The following is a 20,014-nucleotide window of genomic DNA, read 5'->3' as shown; positions in this document are numbered from 1 at the left end:
GTTGCTTTTCGTTTGCGATCCATCTTTATTATACGAAATGGAATGGCTGTTGAGCAAGCTCGACAACAGGTTATTCCGGGGGATGGTTTTTTCTGTGCACCGGATACCTGCGTTCATTCAGTTCAAACAGCTGCTCCATCTGTTCAACTTTTACATGCTCGGTTTTTTCCCGCAGAGAACGTATATTCACTTCCATTTTAACAAGTGCTTCATACAGCTGTTCGGTCTGTTTGTCTCTGTTTTCACCAGAAAGCGATAAGAACGTATCAATCAAAGAGGGGATATCTTTTGTAATCATACGTTTCACGGTATAACGATTTTCAACATCGAGAGAATCAAACAGTTGTCCCGTACGGCGTATTTCTTCCAGAAGACTGGCTAGACGATTATTAATAAGCGGGGGAAGTTCCCGCCATGCTTCTTCTTTTTTATTTTCCAGTTCCTTCAACTGGTAAAACGGTTCGTCAGAAGAATGAATAAGTTCCTTTTCTTTCTCCGGCTGTTCTTCGGCATCCGCCGGTGCAACAGGGGCACCCGTCCGGATCAATCCGCCGAGCAGTGCATCGTCCAGCTGTTCCAGTTTATCAAAGATTCCCTGAAAATACGTTGATTGCTGTATACTGCGTACGAAGGTCTGTCCGTTTTTAATATACTGTACCGTCGCTTCTTTGCAGCGGTTCTGCCGTTCTTTAGGCAGATAGGTTTTGCGGATGTATTCAATGACGATTCTTTTTTTGATGGCTGCTTCGGATTTGTGGTTTTCGTAACTTAACAGTTTCATCCGTTTCTGGTTTACCTTCAGTCTAAAATGGAACATTTTACCATTCTTCTTGAAATGCTGCGCCGGCTTCACCTGTTTGCCGTACTCAATCAACCGATCCAGGGCTGCTTCTGTTTCCTGGACGATGACAAGACCATGCGCATCAGTAAATATATGATCATCCACCGGCCGCATATGGTCCGGCAGAAACCGTTCCAGCCATGGATGCAACAGCCAGTCTTTAGCCAACATGAATCACCTTTTTCGTGTAATAACTGTTATTCAAGTAATTTTGATCTCATTTGTTCATTTAAATCATCGAGTTCCTGTATGAATTTTTTTCCGGATTGAACAATTCGTTCATTGGACTGTTCCGTCATCTCGATGGCGGCGTTGACATCTTCATATGCTTTGCGGAAGGTTTCAATGGCAACAGCCGGTTCTTCGAGTGTTTTCAGCGTGTCTTCCGTGTTGGTTTTCAGCATTTCGGCATTGCTCAAAATCATGTTTTCCGTGGCTTCGTTGACATTCTGTACCGCGTTGATTACTTTGCGCTGATTACCAAGAGCAAGCTGGATGGAGGCGGTGACGGTAATAATGTTTTTCGTCATTGTAATGGCATTAAAAATCGCTTCCTCAAGCTTTTCATTGTTGTCGAGAATAAGATCGACAGAAGCAAGGGACTGCTGCAGTACCATGACGGCCTGATGCATATTTTTCACCCTGGTGACGACTTTTTCCTGCCCTTTTTGAAGGGGAGCGGGATTGTCTTTCCATTCCTCTTTTGTCATTTCCTGTTCGAGCATTTCATTCAGTTGATTGCCTGTTTCGATCTGCGATTCAAGTTCGGTAATACGCTCTTTGGCTGTTTCTTTCAGCTGTTCCAGCATCACATTGTCTTCCTGTAGTTTATCGCGGCCGCCGAGGAGTGTTTCAATGATATTTTCAACCTGCGCTTCCACCGTTTCATATTTTTTGGCGTACTGTTCCATCGGGCTCCGTCGTAACAGTTTATTCCATGTTTTTTTCCAGCGGCTTTCTTTCAGATAATCCGGCTCCAGTTCACTGACCATTCCTTTTAGTTCATGAAGCTTTTCCGGAAGTTCATTGTCTTTCTGGTTCATCATTTCTCGTACCGGGCGTTTTAACGCATCAAGTGATTCTCCAGCTTTTTTCTGCTCCGTTTCCCCGAGGCTGCCGATGGAAGCCAGCAGATCATCCGAGTCTTCCCCGCGCTTGAACCGCTGCAGATATTTTTCCGCTTCATTTACGGTTTCTGCCGCACTGTCTGATAAAGCAGAAGAGCTCTGCTGTCTGTTACTGCTCATGAGATGTCCCTCCTTAACAAAATACAGGTTGATGATCATAATCATTTCCGTTCATTGATAATACATGTACTCTTATTATATCATTTTTTGACGACCTCCGTTGCAAAATGCTTTTCATTCATTTGTATTTTGTGTACGATAAAATTTACAATCAGATTCAAAAACAGAGAATATAATCAGGGGAGGAGGTAAGAATGTCCGCAAAATATTTTGGTTTAAGCGAAGCCAATGCCGTACTGCCGGATGTACGTGAAGAAATGGCCCATCTTCAGCATCTGCAGCATGAATATAAAACGAGTTATCATCATCTTCAGGCCGTAAAGAAGGGAAGACTGGAAGAAGAAGCGAAATATAAAGAGGATATCTTTCTGCTCGAAGCTTCGATTGATTTTCTGGAAATTCAGGCTTTTCATTTGATTGACCAGCTGGAGTCAGCAAGCATATACGTAAAAAGCATTGATGAAGGGATTGTAGATTTTCCGGCACGCCTGCAGGGGAAATCCATTTTTCTATCCTGGCGGCAGGGAGAAGAGTATATTTCCTATTATTATGAATGGTTCGAATCGGTGGAACACCGGAAATTCATTGGAAAGACCGACGATGATTGACAGGAGGAAGCAGGGATGTGCCTCATTGGAATCGGCTTCCGGATTCATCCTGAGTATCCATTGATTGTCGCAGCAAATCGTGACGAATTTTACGACAGACCGGCAGCGCCGCTTCATTCATGGTACGATTCGCCCATTATTGCAGGAAAAGACCTGAAGCAGAGAGGAACCTGGATGGGAGTGACAAAGGCCGGACGTTTTGCTGCTGTAACCAATGTAAGAGATCCGGGAGAAACAAATGCTCCATGGTCCCGTGGGACGATAGTGAAAGATTTCCTCGAAACCGGAGATACAGAAGGTTTTTTTAAGGAACTGAGGAAAAATCGACATTGGTATGGAGGTTACAATTTAATAGGAGGAGACAGGAACGGACTCTACTATGCAACCAATCAGACAGACGACGAAAAACGATTCCTCCCCTCCGGTATATACGGCCTGAGCAACGCATATTTAGAAACTCCATGGCCGAAAGTGAAAAAAATAAAATCAAGCTTTTCGAGATTGATGCTGGGACCTGATTCCAGGATTTCCACGGATTCTCTTTTCGACGTGTTATCCGATTCTGAAGAGGCCGGAGAAGACCAGCTTCCTGATACGGGTATCGGTTTGTCCCTTGAAAAAAAATTGTCACCTTTATTCATAAATATGGAAGGTTATGGGACTAGATCCCAGACGGTGTTCATGTTGTCGAATCAGGGGAGCGTAGTGATCGAAGAGAAGACATTCCGCGAAAATTCTGAGGTGGCGGCACGCTCAACGTTTTACTGGGATCACCGGGTGACAGAAACATAGAGAATATGCATATTTTTTCGTTGTTCATTATAATTATACAAAGGCGCTTTCATTTTTCAAAAAAGAGAAAGGCGAGAAAAACGCAGAGTAAGCGTTTACAAAGCAAAAAAACTTTGTAAAATAATTTGCCGAAATGTCAGAAAAATGATATGCTTTTGTATATTACTTTTTAAAAAAGAGAGAACTGCCAACGGTTAGAAAGATTTGAGAGAGGTGGAGAAGGTAATGACACAGCCTTATATTTCACAGCAAGCGGGCCTTTATCAATCCGAATTTGAACATGACAACTGTGGAATTGGGTTTTTAGCCAATATAAAGGGAAAAAAATCCCACGATATTGTTGAGAATGCCCTGACGATACTGGCCAACCTGGAACATCGTGGAGGCCAGGGAGATGAACCGAATACAGGAGACGGCGCCGGGATGCTTCTGCAGATACCCGACCAGTTTTTCAGAAAGTGGGAGAAGAATCTTTCGTTTTCTCTGCCGGACGAAGGCCATTACGGTGTCGGTATGATGTTTCTTCCGGCCGAGGAAACTAGACGCCGGCAGAGCATCGAAGAAGTAAATAATATCATTGAGGAAGAAGGGCAGAAGCTTCTCGGCTGGAGAGAAGTGCCGGTGAATGACAGTATGATAGGAAATGCTGCGCTTAAAACAAAACCGGCGGTCTTCCAGGTATTTATAGAACGAAGTGAAGCGCTGCAGACCCGGGATGATTTTGAAAGAAAGCTATATGTCGTCCGCAAACGGATAGAAAATGAAGCAGGAACGGCAGTGGAAGAAGGGGATTCTTTTTATTTTGCAAGTCTTTCTTCGCGCACGATTGTATACAAAGGTATGCTCACTACCGAGCAGCTTCCCCAGTTTTACTATGAGCTTCACGATCCGGCATTTGAAACATCAGTAGCACTTGTTCATTCCCGGTTTTCCACCAACACCTTCCCCAGCTGGGAGCGGGCTCACCCGAACCGCTACCTTATTCATAATGGGGAAATCAATACCATTAAGGGAAATGTAAACTGGATGCATGCCCGCGAAGCTGTCGTACGTTCGGAAAAATTCAAAGAAGATCTTGATAAAGTACACCCGATCATTGACCATCACGGCAGTGACTCTTCCATGTTTGACAACACGTTTGAGTTCCTGACTCTGGCAGGACGCTCCATGCCCCATTCCGCTATGTTGATGATACCGGAACCGTGGCAGAATAATAACCATATGCCTGAAGACAAAAAGGCCTTTTATCAGTTTAACAGCACCCTGATGGAACCTTGGGACGGTCCGACGGCAATTGCCTATACCGACGGACGGAAAGTCGGTGCCTGTCTGGACCGTAACGGTCTGCGTCCGGCGCGGTATTATGTGACCAAAGATGACCATATCGTTATGTCTTCCGAAGTGGGTGTGCTTGATATAGACCCGGAAGATATCCTGTACAAAGAACGGCTTCACCCAGGACACATGCTGCTTGTGGACATGGAAGAAGGTCGTATCGTACCGGATGAGGAAATCAAACATGATATTGTAACTGAAAAACCATATAAAAAATGGGTGGATGAATGTCTGACGGACCTGGAAGAGGTGATGGAAAGCCGTGAGGTGTACAACACCGATTTCGATCATTTAAAAGAACGACAGATTGCGTATGGATATACGTATGAAGAACTTGATAAACTGATCAAGCCTATGGCTGCCGGCGGACAGGATCCGGTCGGATCGATGGGCTATGATTCGCCGCTTGCTGCATTATCGGAAAATCCACATCTGCTTTACAATTATTTTAAGCAGCTGTTTGCCCAGGTCACCAACCCTTCCATTGATGCGATACGTGAAGAATTAGTCACCGCGGTAGGCACTACGATCGGTACGGAAGGCAACCTGCTTCATCCGGAACCGGAGAGCGCACGCCACCTTTACTTGAAAACACCGATTTTGAACAATGAAGACTTTGCCAAGCTGCGTTCAGATAAGATAGAAGGATTTCAGTCTGTCACCCTCCCTATGGTGTTTGATGCATCCAAAGGGGAAGGCGCACTGGAGCCGGCTCTGGAGCAGTTATTTGCCGCTGCTGATGAAGCAGTAGCTGAAGGATCCACACTCATCATTCTAAGCGACCGTGATGTGGACAGCAGCTATGCGCCGATACCAGCTCTCTTGGCAGTGGGGGGACTTCACCACCACTTCATCCGTAACGGCATGAGAACACAGGTCAGTATTGCGGTGGAGACAGCGGAACCAAGAGAAGTCCACCATTACGCGGTTCTTCTTGGTTACGGAGCCGAAGCTGTAAATCCATATCTCGTGTTTGACAGTATTGATGAGATGATCCGGGACAACTGGCTGGAAGATACGTCTTACGTAGAAGCAGTACAGCATTACATTAAAGCGTCAACGAAAGGAATCATGAAAGTACTGTCGAAGATCGGAATCTCGACGATCCAGAGTTACCGGGGAGCCCAGATTTTTGAAGCTGTCGGTATTTCTCCGGAAGTGGTGGATAAATACTTCACCTGGACGCCTTCCAGAATCGGTGGTGTCTCTCTTGATATGATTGCGCGCGAGGTGCTGATCCGTCACTCCAAAGCCTATACCACCCGGGAAGGGCAGGACAGAACGCTGGAACCGGGAGATGACATGCAGTGGAGGCGGAACGGGGAACCGCACCAATACAATCCCCATACGATCCACATGCTGCAGCACGCGGCAAAACAGAATGATTACGAACTGTATAAAAAATACTCCAAAGCGATTAATCAGCAGGAAGAAAAGCAGACAACCCTGCGGGGTATGCTGGAATTTAAGACCGAGGGCCGGAATCCGGTAGCCATTGAAGAAGTGGAAGCTGCCGAAGACATTGTAAAACGTTTCAAAACCGGAGGCATGTCATTTGGTGCGATTTCGGAAGAAGCCCATGAAGCACTTGCGATTGCAATGAATAAAATCGGCGGGAAATCCAATTCCGGTGAAGGAGGCGAAGATCCGGACCGCTTCACGCCTGATGCGAACGGGGACTCGCGGCGCAGTTCGATCAAACAGATTGCCTCCGGACGTTTCGGAGCAACGAGCCATTATCTCGTCAATGCGGATGAAATTCAGATTAAGATCGCTCAGGGAGCAAAGCCGGGCGAAGGCGGACAACTGCCTGGAAACAAAGTTTATCCGTGGATAGCAAAAGTCCGCGGTACAACGGCAGGAGTCGGACTTATTTCTCCTCCGCCGCACCATGACATTTATTCGATTGAAGATCTGGCGCAGCTTATTCACGATTTAAAAAACGCTAATCCATCCGCAAGCGTCAGCGTGAAGCTGGTGTCCGGCACAGGCGTTGGAACGATCGCAGCAGGCGTGGCTAAAGGACGTGCTGATGGTCTTGTTGTGAGTGGATATGACGGAGGAACAGGTGCAGCGGCAAAAACAAGCATCAAACATGCAGGACTTCCTTGGGAAATCGGATTGTCGGAAACGCACCAGACCCTTGTTGAAAATAACCTCAGAAACCGTATCAAAGTTGAAACCGACGGCAAACTGATGACAGGAAAAGATGTTGCTGTAGCGGCTCTCCTCGGGGCCGAAGAGTTTGCTTTTTCAACGGCGCCGCTCGTTGTACTCGGATGTGTCATCATGCGTGTGTGCCATTTGGACACATGTCCTGTCGGCGTAGCCACTCAGAATCCGGAGTTGCGCAAAAAATTCATGGGAAGTCCGGACCATGTCGTTCATTTTATGCATTTTGTAGCGGAAGAACTCCGTGAAGTGATGGCAGAACTCGGATTTACCAGTCTGAATGAAATGGTAGGAAGAACCGATCTCTTAAAGCAGAAAGACCATGTAGATAACTGGAAAGCAAATGCTCTTGATCTGTCCAATCTCCTTTACCGCCCGAAGAAACTGGATCAGTCCAAGCATTTCGGACACCGCGAACAGGAACACCAGCTGGAAGAGTCCCTGGACGTTACGACGCTTCTAAAGGCCGCCGATAATGCCATCCAGCATCAGGAACCTGTATTCGGCGAATTTGCCATCCGTAATACAGACCGGGTGACAGGAACCATTGTCGGAAGTGAAGTGACGAAACGATACGGCGTTGAAGGCCTTCCGGAGGATACAATCCGATTTACATTCCGCGGCTCAGCCGGGCAGAGTTTCGGTGCCTTCCTGCCGAAAGGGATGACCCATACTCTTGTCGGCGACGCCAACGACTATTTCGGTAAAGGATTATCCGGCGGGAAAATTATTGCGTATCCTCCTGAAAACTCTACTTTCGCGCCGGAAGAAAGTATTTTGATAGGAAATACCACCTTTTACGGCGCGACCTCGGGTGAAGCATATATCCGGGGTGTTGCCGGGGAACGGTTTGCTGTGAGAAACAGCGGCGTCAATATCGTAGTGGAAGGTCTAGGAGATCACGGCTGTGAATATATGACAGGCGGTACGGTTGTCAATTTAGGTGGAACCGGTAAGAACTTCGCGGCCGGCATGTCAGGTGGAACGGCTTATGTACTGGACCGGGACGGCACATTTGCTTCGTTGTGCAACCGGGAAATGGTTAATCTGGAACCGGTCGAAAATCCGGAAGATATCAAACATCTGAAAAACATGATAGAACGTCACGCCTCCTATACGGAAAGCTCACTGGCTGAAAGTATCCTGCAGCAGTGGAAGAACACCCTTCCGAAATTTGTAAAAGTCATTCCGCAGGATTACAAGCACATGCTGGCCTCCATCGAAAACGCCAAAAATGAAGGGCTCACGGAAGAGGAAGCCATCATGAGCGCTTTTAATGAAACGAAGACGGCGGCAGCGCGAGTAGGAGGAAAATAAACGGCATCGAGATATATAACGTTTGGAGTGAAAGGTATGGGGAAAGCAACAGGTTTTATGGAATATGAGAGGGAAGCCCCTCCTAAAATAAAACCGATGGAACGAATAAAAAACTGGCAGGAATTTCAGCTGGTGATGTCGGAAGAAAAACTGCAGGAGCAGGGGGCGCGCTGCATGGACTGTGCGATCCCCTTCTGTCAGGCCGGTACGACGATGGATGGTTCCGGAGAAATCGGCTGTCCAGTTTACAATCTAATACCGGAGTGGAATGATCTTGTGTACCGGGGGCAGTGGAAAGAGGCTTTAATCAGGCTCCATAAAACAAACAATTTTCCGGAATTCACCGGCAGAGTATGCCCGGCACCGTGTGAAGGCTCCTGTACAGTGGCGTTGAACGATGATCCTGTGACCATTAAATCCATCGAGTTCAATATTGTTGAAAAAGGATTTAAGGAAGGATGGATAAAGGCCGAACCGCCGCAGCAACGCACCGGGAAAAAAGCAGCCGTTGTCGGTTCCGGTCCTGCCGGGCTTGCAGCCGCTGCCCAGCTTAACAAAGCCGGACACCAGGTCACCGTCTTTGAAAAAGACGACCGTATAGGAGGTCTTCTCACTTACGGTATTCCCGATGTAAAACTTTCCTATCATATAATTAAACGCCGTCTTGATATTATGGAAGAAGAAGGCGTGGAGTTTGTCACAAACGCTGATATCGGGGTGACGTATTCAGAAGAAGATCTGAACCGCGATTTTGATTCCGTTATTCTCTGTACGGGAGCGCAGGTTCATCGTGATGTTCCCGCGGAAGGTAGAGGTCTCGACGGAATTCATTACGCGATGGATTTTCTGAGGCCAAATACAAAATCGCTCCTGGACTCCGAGCATCAGGACGGTAACTACATTTCTGCCGAGGGCCGTGATGTCATTGTGATTGGAGGCGGGGATACAGGGGTGGACTGTATTACGACATCCATCCGCCACGGCTGTAACTCCCTGATTCAGTTTGATATCCATCCTGAAAAAGGGGTCGAACGCCCTGAAGATAACCCGTGGCCGCTGTTTCCTGTTGTATACGGCCAGGAAGAAGGGCATAAGGAAGCTGAAGCAGTGTTTGGAGACGATCCACGTGCATATAAAGTCATGACGAAAAAATTCGTCGGCGACGAAAACGGCAGGGTGAAAGAACTTCACACTGTAGATGTCGATACCGTTTACGAAGATGGACAGAAGGTACGAAAAGAAATCCCCGGGACAGAACGGGTTTGGAAGGCTGATCTTGTCTTTCTTGCTGTCGGTTTTACAGGGCCGGAACAGGATCTTCTTGAAAAAATGGAAATTGAAACCGATGAACGAAGTAATGTAGATGCAGCATATGGCGTGTATCAGACGAACAAGGAGCATGTATTTGCTGCCGGAGATAATAGAAGAGGACAGAGCCTTGTTGTATGGGCAATTCATGAAGGCCGCGAAGCGGCACGTGAATGCGATAGATATTTGATGGGCTCCACGAATCTGCCATAAGAGGTGACGGGCTGAGGCCCGCCTCTCTTTTCACAATCAATAAAATTTCACGTACCGTACTTTTATTAGAAAATACTAAAGAATACATGATAAAATAGACAAAACAATGAAACGCAGGAGGAATGTTCGATGACTGGTCCTTTTATAAAAGCATCGTACAAAACCGGCGTGTATGCCGGGGAAAAAATAGATGAAAAAAACGAAAAAACCTTAATGAAAGTGGCTGCTGTGTTGAAACATCCCATGCAGGGAGATCTTCACCAGCCCAAACGTGTGGATGTACCATTGTTTCACGAAAGAAAAGCGCTCGCTGAACACGAAAAAGTCTGGGTTCCGTCGCCGAATGTGAAACCTTTTGAAGAAAATCTTCCATCGTACCGGGATTCTTTGATAAAGGCATTTGAAGATCTGCAGCAGGATTTACTGGGAAGAGGGGATGAGTATTCAGAGAAGTCATTGGAAACAATGGAAAACCTGAAAAAGGATTATGGAATCCATGAATGAAGCATAAAAAGGAACCACATGGAAATGGTTCCTTTTTATTATATCTACGTCTGTTTCTTTTCAGAGGCTGCACTGATGTTATAAAGGCGGATGGAAAGATCAATCAGAAACAGCTCATCTGAATCATCCAGGCTGCATCCTGTCTTTGTCTCAATTTTTCTCAGGCGGTAAGTTAATGACTGCCGGTGAAGATTTAAATCTCTTGCTGTTTGACTGATGTTACCTTTGTTACGGTTGTACACGACAAAGGTGTGGACCAGATCAATGCCGCGTTCACGGGAATAATGGAGCAGTGGGGCAATAATAGCTTCTGTTATACTGCGGAGCTCTTCGTTTTCTGTAAGAGCAAGCAGCGCCCGGTCGAACCTTGTGTTCGCATATGTTGTAATATATCCGGTGCCTTTCTGACGACGGCCGATATCAAGGGCGGAATGCGCTTCTTTATATCCTTCGTGAAAAAAGTCATCTCCGAATGTTTTCGCGATGCCCCATGACATTGAAAAATCAGGGCGTCTCTGCAGTATTCTAAATTCAAGGAGTTCAATAAAAGGATAAGCAGTCTCCACTCCTCTTTCGGTATGGGATTCAACATAAATAATTAATTCTTCTTTCTGGAAAGTAGTCATCGTTTTTGCCTGCAGTGTCCTGCCTGCGTGCTGTACTTCTTCTTCCAACCATTCCCCGATCTGTCTCAGCCATATTTCAAACGAAGGGGCTGATAATATTTCCTTTTCATACAGTTGATCCAGATGTTCCGGCCGGGCAGCTATACATAAATAGGGGATGTTCAAATGATAGCCGAGAGATTTAGCTCTGGAAAGAGCAATATCCTTCGATTCAAATGTTCCCTTTGTCAGACTCCAGACGAAGTCATCTTTTAATCTCATTTCAGTTTCCAGTGCCGCCTGGTCATGGAGGAAACATAACGCTGACGTAGTGACGGCATGTTCAAGTAGAATGAGAATGTTCTCCTGAAAAATATCATCTTCCGGAAGATTGTACGGCCATTCAATCACAATAAATCCCTGAATTTCTCTGGCTCCCTGCACAGTCAGTTGCAGCACCCTTCTCTGGTCCATACGTATCCAGTGCATTTTGTTTGGAAGGGGACCGGAATCAAACGATTCTTCCAGATGAAAATAAAGTGGATCTCCGTGTTGCAGCAGGTGGGCATGCCAGCTTTCTTCGAGTTTCGCCGCACCGGTGCTTTTTGTTTTCAGTGCACCGTGCCTGTCTGTAATCAAAACAGGCATACCGAGACTCCGGGACAGATAGGCTGCAATCTCTGCTGTTCCTTCGCCGTTTAAAATGATTTCCAGCAGTTCTTTGCGGACTTTATCCGAATGGTCTACAAAACTCCGTTCCTGTTGATGCAGCGCAGTAGAAATGGAATGACTGACATCAGCGAAACGAATTTCCCAAGGCAGCTCTATAAGAGGAAAGCCATACGATTCACAATATTTAATGACAATGGATGGTATTTCGATTAAATGTCGGCCGGTTGCAATGATGAGCGCTGCGGCTTGTGCATTCATCACTTCTTTTGTGAAAGCAAGAAGCTTCTGTTCGTCGTTTTCACACCCCATCGCTGCCGTTAACACGACCTCATTTGTTCGGACAAAGTTTTCCACCGGAAGTTCAATGATCGATACCCATTCCACTGGATTGTCCATGCCGGCTGATGTGCTGGTTTTTGGTTCTGCCTGCTCAAGAATCGGAAGCTCGAGCATATCTTTTACGCTGAACATCACGCTACACCCCCCGTCCGTCCTTTCCATCTTGCCTGTCAGATTTGTTTTTATCCATCCTGCTGAAAAGAGAATGGATACTTTTATACAATTTGATGAATGGAATCTTACGTTATCTATCATATGATAAAACCATGAGGAAAGAAAGTACGAAGCAAAAGGGAGTGTTTGTCATGAGAAACGATAAAAATCGAATGATTCAGTCTTCGACCAAAGCAGTGTGGTCCGGAGAGAAAGAATATAGAGCACATGGTGCCACTCAGGTGCCGGTCGTACACAGTGTCGCCTATTCCTATGATGATCTTGATTACTGGTATGACGTAGCCGTCGGACGCGAAGATGGACACATTTACGGCCGCAATACAAACCCTACAGTTGAATCATTTGAACAGAAAATTAAGGAGCTGGAAGGTGCTGAAGCGTCTACAAGCTTCTCAACCGGAATGGCTGCGATCAGTAATTCCCTGTCCACGTTTTTAACTCCTGGAGACCGGATTGTATCAATGAATGATACCTACGGTGGTACAAATAAAATCTTCAGTGAATTTCTGCCGCGGCTTAATATTGATGTAACTCTCTGTGAAACAGGAAATCATCAAGAAATAGAGGAAGAGGTAAGCAAAGGCTGTAAAATACTATATCTGGAAACACCGACAAACCCTACAGTCAAAATTACAGATATTGAACGAATGGTGAGGGCAGCCAGGAAGGTGAATGCGATGGTATTTATCGATAACACTTTTGCCACACCAATTAATCAGAATCCACTCGAATACGGGGTCGATCTTGTGATTCACAGTGCGACCAAATTTCTCGGAGGTCACGCCGACGCTCTCGGAGGGGCGGTATGCGGCAGTCGTGATCTCGTAGAGAAGATTTTTCATTACCGGGAAATTAATGGGGCTACGATGGATCCGATGGCTGCCTACCTGATTTTAAGGGGGATGAAAACTCTTCACCTTCGCCTGAAACAATCCTGCGACTCTGCAATGAAAATAGCAGAATATCTGAAAAATCACGAGCTGGTGGACCAGGTGTTCTATCCGGGATTAAAAGAACACCCCGGTCACGATATTGCAGCCCGGCAGATGAAGCAGTTCGGGGGCATGCTCAGTTTTTCCATGAAAGGCGGGATGGAAGCGGTCCGTGATTTCCTCCCGAAGCTGCAGTACGCTAATCGGGCTGCCAACCTTGGGTCTGTCGAAACGACAGTCGGTCCTGCAAGAACCACAAGCCACGTGGAGAACACTCCGGAAGAACGGGCACAACTCGGCATTCCGGAAAGCCTTGTCCGGTACTCGGTCGGCGTTGAAGACACAGATGACTTGATCGCAGATCTTGAAGCAGCATTTGCCTCGCTGAAAGATACCGCTGTGACGAAAGGGTAACGACAAAGGAGGCTGCACGATGCATTCAACACATTATATCTATCAGAAAGCAGTATCTATCGGGGCGCAGCTTTCCGCATGGCGGCAGCATCTTCACAAGTATCCTGAATTAAGTTTTCAGGAAGAAAACACAGCAGCTTTCGTTAAAGAGAAACTTCAGGAACTGCCGGGCATGATAGTGTATTCCGGAATCGAGGAAACCGGACTGCAAACTGGCGTGATAGGCATCCTGCAGAAAGGAAGCGGTCCTGTTGCTGCACTGCGGGCTGACATGGATGCACTTCCGATACACGAAGAAAATGAGACGTCCTACCGTTCCAGCAGAGAAGACATCATGCACGCGTGCGGCCATGATGCGCATACGACGATGCTGCTGGGAGCTGCACATCTTCTGGCGGAAGAGCAGGAATTTCAGGGTACCGTGAAGTTTATTTTTCAGCCTGCAGAGGAAATGACAGATACAGAAGGACTATCCGGTGCTCCTTATATGATCCGGCATGGGATACTCGAGGATGTTTCCATGGCATTTGCTCTGCATATGGATCCGGAGTATCTTCCCGGTACCATAAGGCTGCATGAAGGTCCGAGCATGGCAAATGTGGATACGTTTCAGGCGGAGATACGCGGAACCGGCGGCCATGGGGCTTACCCTCATCTAGGGACCGATCCATTATGGATGCTGTCCTTTGTCATACAGGCTGTACAGGGAATAACGTCTCGAAGAACGTCACCGCTGCAGCCCGCTGTCATTAGTATCGGCGAGGTGAAAGCTGGTTCTTCGACCAATGTTATTCCCGATCAGGTCACCATGCAGGGAACCTTGCGGAGCTATGACAAAGAAACACGAAAACACCTTGAACAAGAACTGGAGCAGGCTTTTTCCATGGTGACATCGATGGGAGGCGCGTATGAGCTGAAAGTTGAAAAAGGAGAACCCGCGCTTCATAACGATAAAAAGGCTGTTCAGATTTTTCAGGAAACGATCGATCATATGTTCCCGGGGTTCTCCATCAAACGGGAACCATACGGACTGGGTGGAGAAGATTTTGGGTATATGGCGGAGGAAGTGCCCGCCGCAATGTTGTTTCTGGGGGCGGGGTTTCAAGATAAAAACCTGCGCGGTCTGCATATGCCTCGTTTTGATCTGGATGAAGACGTGCTGCCGGCCGGCGCCTCCCTTCTTGCAGGAGCGGCGCTTCAGTATTTTCGCAGCAGCTGAACGATAGACAGAAGGGAGCAGGATACCATGGCACATAAATTGGCATTCATCGGTTTTGGCGGTGTCGGACAGGGGCTTGCTGACATTATTCAGGATAAAGGAAGTTCCCTGATAGAAACGTACGGCGCAGATTTTCAGATTGTCTCCATTGCTGATTTATATAAAGGTTCCCTTCATCACCCGGATGGCTTGGATATACGAGCTGTTTTTGAATCTCTGCATAAAGATGGAACGCTTCATCATTATCCGGAAAAGGAAGGACTGATCAGGGGATGGGATAGTTTAACCACAATTGAAAAGTCCAATGCGGATACAATGGTGGAGATTACATTTACAGATGTACACACCGGCCAGCCGGCCATTGACCACTGTAAAAAGGGATTTGCTGCCGGAAAGAATGCTGTCTTGACAAATAAAGGCCCAGTCGCTCTGGCTTACCAGGAACTGCAGCGGATGGCTGAAGAGCACAATGTTCAGTTTAAATTCGAAGGTACGGTTATGAGCGGAACTCCCGCCCTCAGGATGCCGCTCACTTCTCTGACTGGAAATGAAATAAAAGAAATAAAAGGTATTTTCAATGGTACGACCAATTATATTCTCACCAGAATGGAAACCGGCATGTCATTGGATGAAGCATTAAAAGAAGCCCAGGAAAAAGGCTACGCGGAAGCAGACCCAACGAGTGATCTGGAAGGTTATGATGTCCTTTACAAAGTTATTATTCTGGCAAATGTCATAATGGGGGCCGGACTCACTAAAGACAAAGTTTCCTGCAAAGGTATCACGGAAATAAGCCCTTCAGATATTCAACAGGCTGCATCAGAAGGGAAGAAGTGGAAACTCATAGGAAAAGTAGTGAACGAAGACGGAAGAATTACGGCGGCTGTTGAACCTGAAAAAATTCCACATGATGATCCGCTTGCCGGTATATCTGGAGCATTGAACGCTGTAACGTACGATTGTGACTTATCCGGTCCCGTAACACTGATGGGGGCGGGAGCGGGCATCCCTGAAACCGGATTTGCCCTGTTGGTTGATTTAATAAACATGGAACGAAACCTTGTCTAACATTTCATAGGAAAGGTGGCGGGTAACATGGCAGTAGAAACAGGAAAAGGGAAAATGCTGCTGGCAGGGGAATGGGTGCAGAAAACAGAAGAGATTGATGTCCTAAATCCGGAGAACAATGAGAAAATCGGCTCCATTCCAGCCGGCTCCGCCGATGATATGAAAAATGCGATCGATCTGGCAAAAGAAGGTTCCGACATCGCTGCGAATTTATCAGTCCGGGAACGGATGGATATTCTGACAAAAGCAGCGGATTATATTGAGGAACATCTTGAAGAGTTTGCAAGAACCATTGCTCTGGAAGGGAGCAAGACGATTAACGAAGCAAGAAGTGAAACGACGAGAGCCGCAGAAACGATCCGGATCAGCTCGGAAGAAGCAAGACGCCTTACCGGGGAATCCATCAATTTTGACCAGATGCCTGGCAATACAGACAGAATGGGCTATTATTTCCGCTTTCCGGTAGGTATTATCGCAGCGATAACGCCTTTCAACGACCCGTTAAACCTCATTGCCCATAAGATCGGGCCGGGTATTGCTGCCGGTAATGCGGTGATTATCAAACCGGCTACAGAAACCCCGTTAAGTGCTGTTAAACTGGCAGAAGCGTTTATGAGTGCAGGACTGCCTCCAAAAGTACTGAGTGTCATTACCGGGCGTGCCAGGGATATTGGTGACGTTTTGATTGAAAGCCGGGATGTAAATATGATCAGTTTCACCGGAGGCATGGAAACCGGGGAAAAAATCGCAAAAAAAGCCGGGTTGAAAAGACTTTCCATGGAACTTGGTTCTAATTCCCCGGTTATTGTACGCGCGGATGCAGATTTAAATGCTGCTGCATCTGCCTGCGCCAGCGGAGCTTTTGCAGCAGCCGGCCAGAATTGCCTTTCGGTGCAACGGATTTATGTAGAAGAGGACGTGTATGATACATTCAAAGACCTTTTCCTGAAAGAGACAGCGGAAGTGAAAACCGGCAGCAAATTGTCGGAAGGCACAGACATGGGACCTTTAATCAATGAAAAAGAAGCCATCCGCGTGGAAGAGTGGGTCAATGAAGCGGTGGAAGCCGGAGGCAGCATTTTAACCGGTGGACATCGCAGCGGTGCCCATTATGACCCAACGGTGCTGGAGAATGTGCCGGGTAATGCGGTGATTGTGAAGGAAGAAGTATTTGGCCCGGCGGTTCTTCTTTTTAAAGTGAAAAATCTGGATGAAGCGATTGAACGTTCCAATGATGTGAATTATGGTCTTCAGGCAGGTATCTTTACAACGAACATTAATGCCGCCTTAAAAGCATCCAAAAAACTGCACGTCGGTGGAGTAATGATTAATGACAGTAGTGACTTCCGTATTGATGCGATGCCGTTTGGTGGAGTGAAAGGCTCCGGTCTGGGCCGGGAAGGCGTGGAATATGCCATCAAAGAGATGTCGGAAGAACGGATCATTGCGTTTAAATGGATGGATGAGTAAAAGGAATGGGGCTGCCGCACAGGCATCCCCGCCCCTTTATCACTATGAATGACAGCATTACAGAAAGGGGTGGAAATGTGTTTTACAACGAAGAGTATTTACTAAGAATGAATCATACGAAACAGAAGATGATGGAATACGGCATTGAAGTGCTGCTGGTTTCCAATCCATCCAACATGTTTTATCTGACCGGTTATAATGCCTGGTCTTTTTATGTACATCAAATTCTAGTCGTGATGATTGATGAAGAACAGCCGATATGGATCGGAAGAGAGATGGATGCCCACAGCGCCCAGGTGACAACATGGCTGGATGATAATCATATTATTCCCTATCCGGATGAGTTCGTGCAGTCCACTATTAAACATCCGATGGATTTTGTAGCTAACATCTTGACTGAGATTGGGCAGGGCAACCGCAAAATCGGACTTGAAATGGATGCTTTCTATTTTACAGCGATGTGTTACGAACGGATCACGCAGGGTCTTCCAAATGCTGAATTCCGTAACTTCAGTACCCTCGTAAACTGGGTAAGGCTGATTAAATCCGATGCTGAAATTGAGTGTATGAAAAAGGCTTCAAGAATTCTAGAGAATGCGATGAATGCCGCATATGATACCGCGGATATCGGAATCCGTGAAAATGATGTGGCTGCTGCCATTTATCAGGCACAGATCAGCGGGACTTCGGATTTCGGCGGCGATTACACCTCCATCGTTCCGATGATCCCCTCCAATGAGAATACAGCAAGCCCGCATCTTACCTGGACGGACAAACGGTACAGTTACGGCGATTATCTGACCATTGAAATAGCAGGGGCCTACAAGCGGTATCACACTCCTATGGCGAGAACCATGGCCATCGGTGACGCTCCGGATAAAGTCCGGGACCTGGCGGACGTGGTCATTGAAGGTATCGAAACCACAATGGAACACATTAAACCTGGTATTACAGCAGAAGAAGTGGAGGATATCTGGAGCAGAACCATCGCTAAGCGTGGTTATTTCAAAGAATCCCGGCTCGGTTATTCCATTGGTTTAAGCTATCCTCCGGACTGGGGAGAGCATACAGTCAGTTTCCGCAAAGGAGACCGGACAATCATGCAGCCGAATATGACGTTTCATCTAATGCCCGGCATCTGGCTCGATAATTATGGAGTGGAGATCACCGAATCGATCCGTATTACGGAGAGTGGTTGTGAAACGTTTGCGGATATACCGAGAGACCTTTATATCAAAGAACCATCTCAGGTCAGTTCCTTTACTTCCGGGGAAGGTTCAGCCACGTAAAGCATGCCGCTCTGCAGTCTATTGGTACTGCGGAGCTTTTTTTCTGTTACATAACAAGATTCCATGGAGAAGGCCGGCAGGGCGTGATACGATAGATACGTAGTGTATAAGAAAGAAGGGTGCTTCATGAGTGATAAGTATCTAGGAATGACTGCCTTTACAGCAGTGATTCTGTATCTTCTCCACGTATTTGTTCCCAGTGTCCTTGTTCAGCAGTTATTCAGTGCTATCGCAGCAGTTCTGTTGATTTTTTCCCTATTTAAAATGAATCCTTTAAACCGATCTGTCGTTATCATTCTTCTGCTTATCGGGAGCAGTCTTTTTTATTTCTATAATCCATCGTTTTCCAGGGTATTATACAGCTTTGGTGAAAACATGAATCTTTTAGCCTTGTTTCTCCTCATTCCGTTTTTTGGGATTGTAATGTCGGAAGCAGGTTATCTGCAGGCACTGCAGGCCTTTTTTCTGGAAAGGGAGAAACGGCATGCCTCTCATCCATATAGAACAGGGTTTATCTTAACTGCTTCGATGGGATCCATTTTAAACCTCGGATCAATGCCGCTCGTCTATAATCTAGGATACGAAAGTTTTTCCGCTTTTGAAAATAAACGGTTCGGCATTACGTTGCTGAGAGGTTTTGGATTTTGTATGCTTTGGTCTCCTTATTTCATTAATGTCGGCCTCATTTTAAGTTTATATGACCTTTCCTGGGGAAGGATCGGCATCTTCGGCTTGATCCTGGCCTTGATTTATGCGTTAATCGTGTGGCTTTTTTTCCGTGTGACGGTATTTTCAGGCGAACATTGGGTGAAAAATCAGCAGCCAGCGGTCCAGGACAAAGGCCGGATCAAACATGGATTATGGATGCTCGGTATTTATATTTTGATATTATTAATGCTGTCTTTTGTAATGGAGTTTATCCTCCCTGTTTCCATGCTGACAGCAGTATCTCTTACGGCGCTCTTTCTGCCCGTCATCTGGTCGGGCGGAGCAGGAATGGTACGTACGTACATACAGGGTGCGGCGCAGCACGTTACTCATTCCTTTCACCGTCTATACAATGAAATTGGTATATTTATCACGGCTGGTTATTTTGGTGAGGCGCTGTCCTTAAGTGACGCGGGCAAATGGTTATCGGGGATGATGATGAAAGGGTCCGGAGGAATCATTCCCCTGTTCATTCTATTGTTAATCGCTGTGGCAATGGCATTGGCTTTTGTCGGGATCCATCCTGTTATTATTGTACTTGGATTCGGTAGTTCGCTGCAGCCTGAACAATTCGGCGTTGATCCGGCTTTCATGGGGTTGATGCTTCTGACAGCGTGGATGCTCGCTGTGCAGGTGTCTCCATTTTCAGGTTCCGTATTAATGGCTTCTCATCTAATGAAAGAAAAGCCCCGGCATGTCATTCGCAAAAACGCACCTTTTATTGCGGCGGTGACAGTAGTTCTGACAACAGTTCTCAGTACGATGCATTGGTGGGCGTTATTATAAT

At 46.6% G+C, this 20,014-nt stretch carries 14 protein-coding genes; 11 read left to right on the top strand and 3 right to left on the bottom strand.

Going from position 1 to position 20,014, the window contains the following annotated elements; translation table 11 throughout:
* Positions 1-70: 70 nt before the first annotated feature.
* Together ACW9JV_RS09525 and ACW9JV_RS09520 are read right to left on the bottom strand one after the other, a co-directional pair.
* On the bottom strand, positions 71-1,009 hold the full coding sequence (locus ACW9JV_RS09525) for a hypothetical protein (protein ID WP_457333642.1): 939 nt from the start codon (positions 1,007-1,009) through the stop codon (positions 71-73).
* 29 nt (positions 1,010-1,038) lie between these two features.
* Positions 1,039-2,088 (bottom strand): toxic anion resistance protein, encoded by a 1,050-nt coding sequence (locus tag ACW9JV_RS09520; protein ID WP_457333640.1) that lies wholly within the window; start codon positions 2,086-2,088, stop codon positions 1,039-1,041.
* A gap of 194 nt (positions 2,089-2,282) precedes the next feature.
* On the opposite strand from ACW9JV_RS09520, the gene ACW9JV_RS09515 reads away from it, so the two are divergent.
* The 5 genes from ACW9JV_RS09515 (at position 2,283) to kapB (ending at position 10,337) form a co-directional block, all read left to right on the top strand.
* Positions 2,283-2,696, top strand: coding sequence for a DUF2203 family protein (locus ACW9JV_RS09515; RefSeq protein ID WP_457333638.1), 414 nt, complete (start codon positions 2,283-2,285; stop codon positions 2,694-2,696).
* A 15-nt stretch (positions 2,697-2,711) separates the two neighbouring features.
* On the top strand, positions 2,712-3,488 hold the full coding sequence (locus tag ACW9JV_RS09510; RefSeq protein ID WP_457333636.1) for an NRDE family protein: 777 nt from the start codon (positions 2,712-2,714) through the stop codon (positions 3,486-3,488).
* Positions 3,489-3,713: 225 nt separating this feature from the next.
* Entirely contained in the window at positions 3,714-8,312 is a 4,599-nt protein-coding gene (gene gltB, locus ACW9JV_RS09505) for a glutamate synthase large subunit (protein WP_457333634.1), read from the top strand.
* A 36-nt stretch (positions 8,313-8,348) separates the two neighbouring features.
* Positions 8,349-9,833 (top strand): glutamate synthase subunit beta, encoded by a 1,485-nt coding sequence (locus ACW9JV_RS09500; protein ID WP_457333632.1) that lies wholly within the window; start codon positions 8,349-8,351, stop codon positions 9,831-9,833.
* A 129-nt stretch (positions 9,834-9,962) separates the two neighbouring features.
* Entirely contained in the window at positions 9,963-10,337 is a 375-nt protein-coding gene (gene kapB, locus ACW9JV_RS09495; protein WP_457333630.1) for a sporulation phosphorelay system protein KapB, read from the top strand.
* A gap of 44 nt (positions 10,338-10,381) precedes the next feature.
* Here the strand turns inward: kapB and ACW9JV_RS09490 are convergent, their stop codons facing one another.
* Positions 10,382-12,085, bottom strand: coding sequence for a PucR family transcriptional regulator (locus tag ACW9JV_RS09490; RefSeq protein WP_457334686.1), 1,704 nt, complete (start codon positions 12,083-12,085; stop codon positions 10,382-10,384).
* Between the two features lie 173 nt (positions 12,086-12,258).
* Between ACW9JV_RS09490 and ACW9JV_RS09485 the strand changes: the two genes are divergently transcribed.
* From ACW9JV_RS09485 to ACW9JV_RS09460, 6 genes are all read left to right on the top strand, one after another.
* Complete coding sequence (locus tag ACW9JV_RS09485) at positions 12,259-13,473, top strand: cystathionine gamma-synthase family protein (RefSeq protein ID WP_457333628.1); 1,215 nt, start codon at positions 12,259-12,261, stop codon at positions 13,471-13,473.
* A 19-nt stretch (positions 13,474-13,492) separates the two neighbouring features.
* Positions 13,493-14,692 carry a M20 metallopeptidase family protein gene (locus ACW9JV_RS09480; protein ID WP_457333626.1) on the top strand — a complete coding sequence of 400 codons (1,200 nt, stop codon included), beginning with the start codon at positions 13,493-13,495 and terminating at the stop codon, positions 14,690-14,692.
* 27 nt (positions 14,693-14,719) lie between these two features.
* Positions 14,720-15,760, top strand: coding sequence for a homoserine dehydrogenase (locus ACW9JV_RS09475; RefSeq protein WP_457333624.1), 1,041 nt, complete (start codon positions 14,720-14,722; stop codon positions 15,758-15,760).
* A gap of 27 nt (positions 15,761-15,787) precedes the next feature.
* A complete protein-coding gene (locus tag ACW9JV_RS09470; protein WP_457333622.1) occupies positions 15,788-17,230 on the top strand; it encodes an aldehyde dehydrogenase family protein in 1,443 nt (480 codons plus the stop codon).
* Positions 17,231-17,307: 77 nt separating this feature from the next.
* The gene (locus ACW9JV_RS09465) at positions 17,308-18,519 is read left to right on the top strand and encodes a M24 family metallopeptidase (protein ID WP_457333621.1); all 1,212 of its coding nucleotides are present in this window, start codon (positions 17,308-17,310) and stop codon (positions 18,517-18,519) included.
* 126 nt (positions 18,520-18,645) lie between these two features.
* Complete coding sequence (locus ACW9JV_RS09460) at positions 18,646-20,013, top strand: TRAP transporter large permease subunit (RefSeq protein WP_457333619.1); 1,368 nt, start codon at positions 18,646-18,648, stop codon at positions 20,011-20,013.
* Position 20,014: the final 1 nt, after the last annotated feature.

It is taken from the genome of Salibacterium sp. K-3, assembly GCF_054052005.1.
The sequence above is the reverse complement of the archived record's forward strand: the minus strand, read 5'-3'. Positions and strand labels throughout refer to the sequence as shown.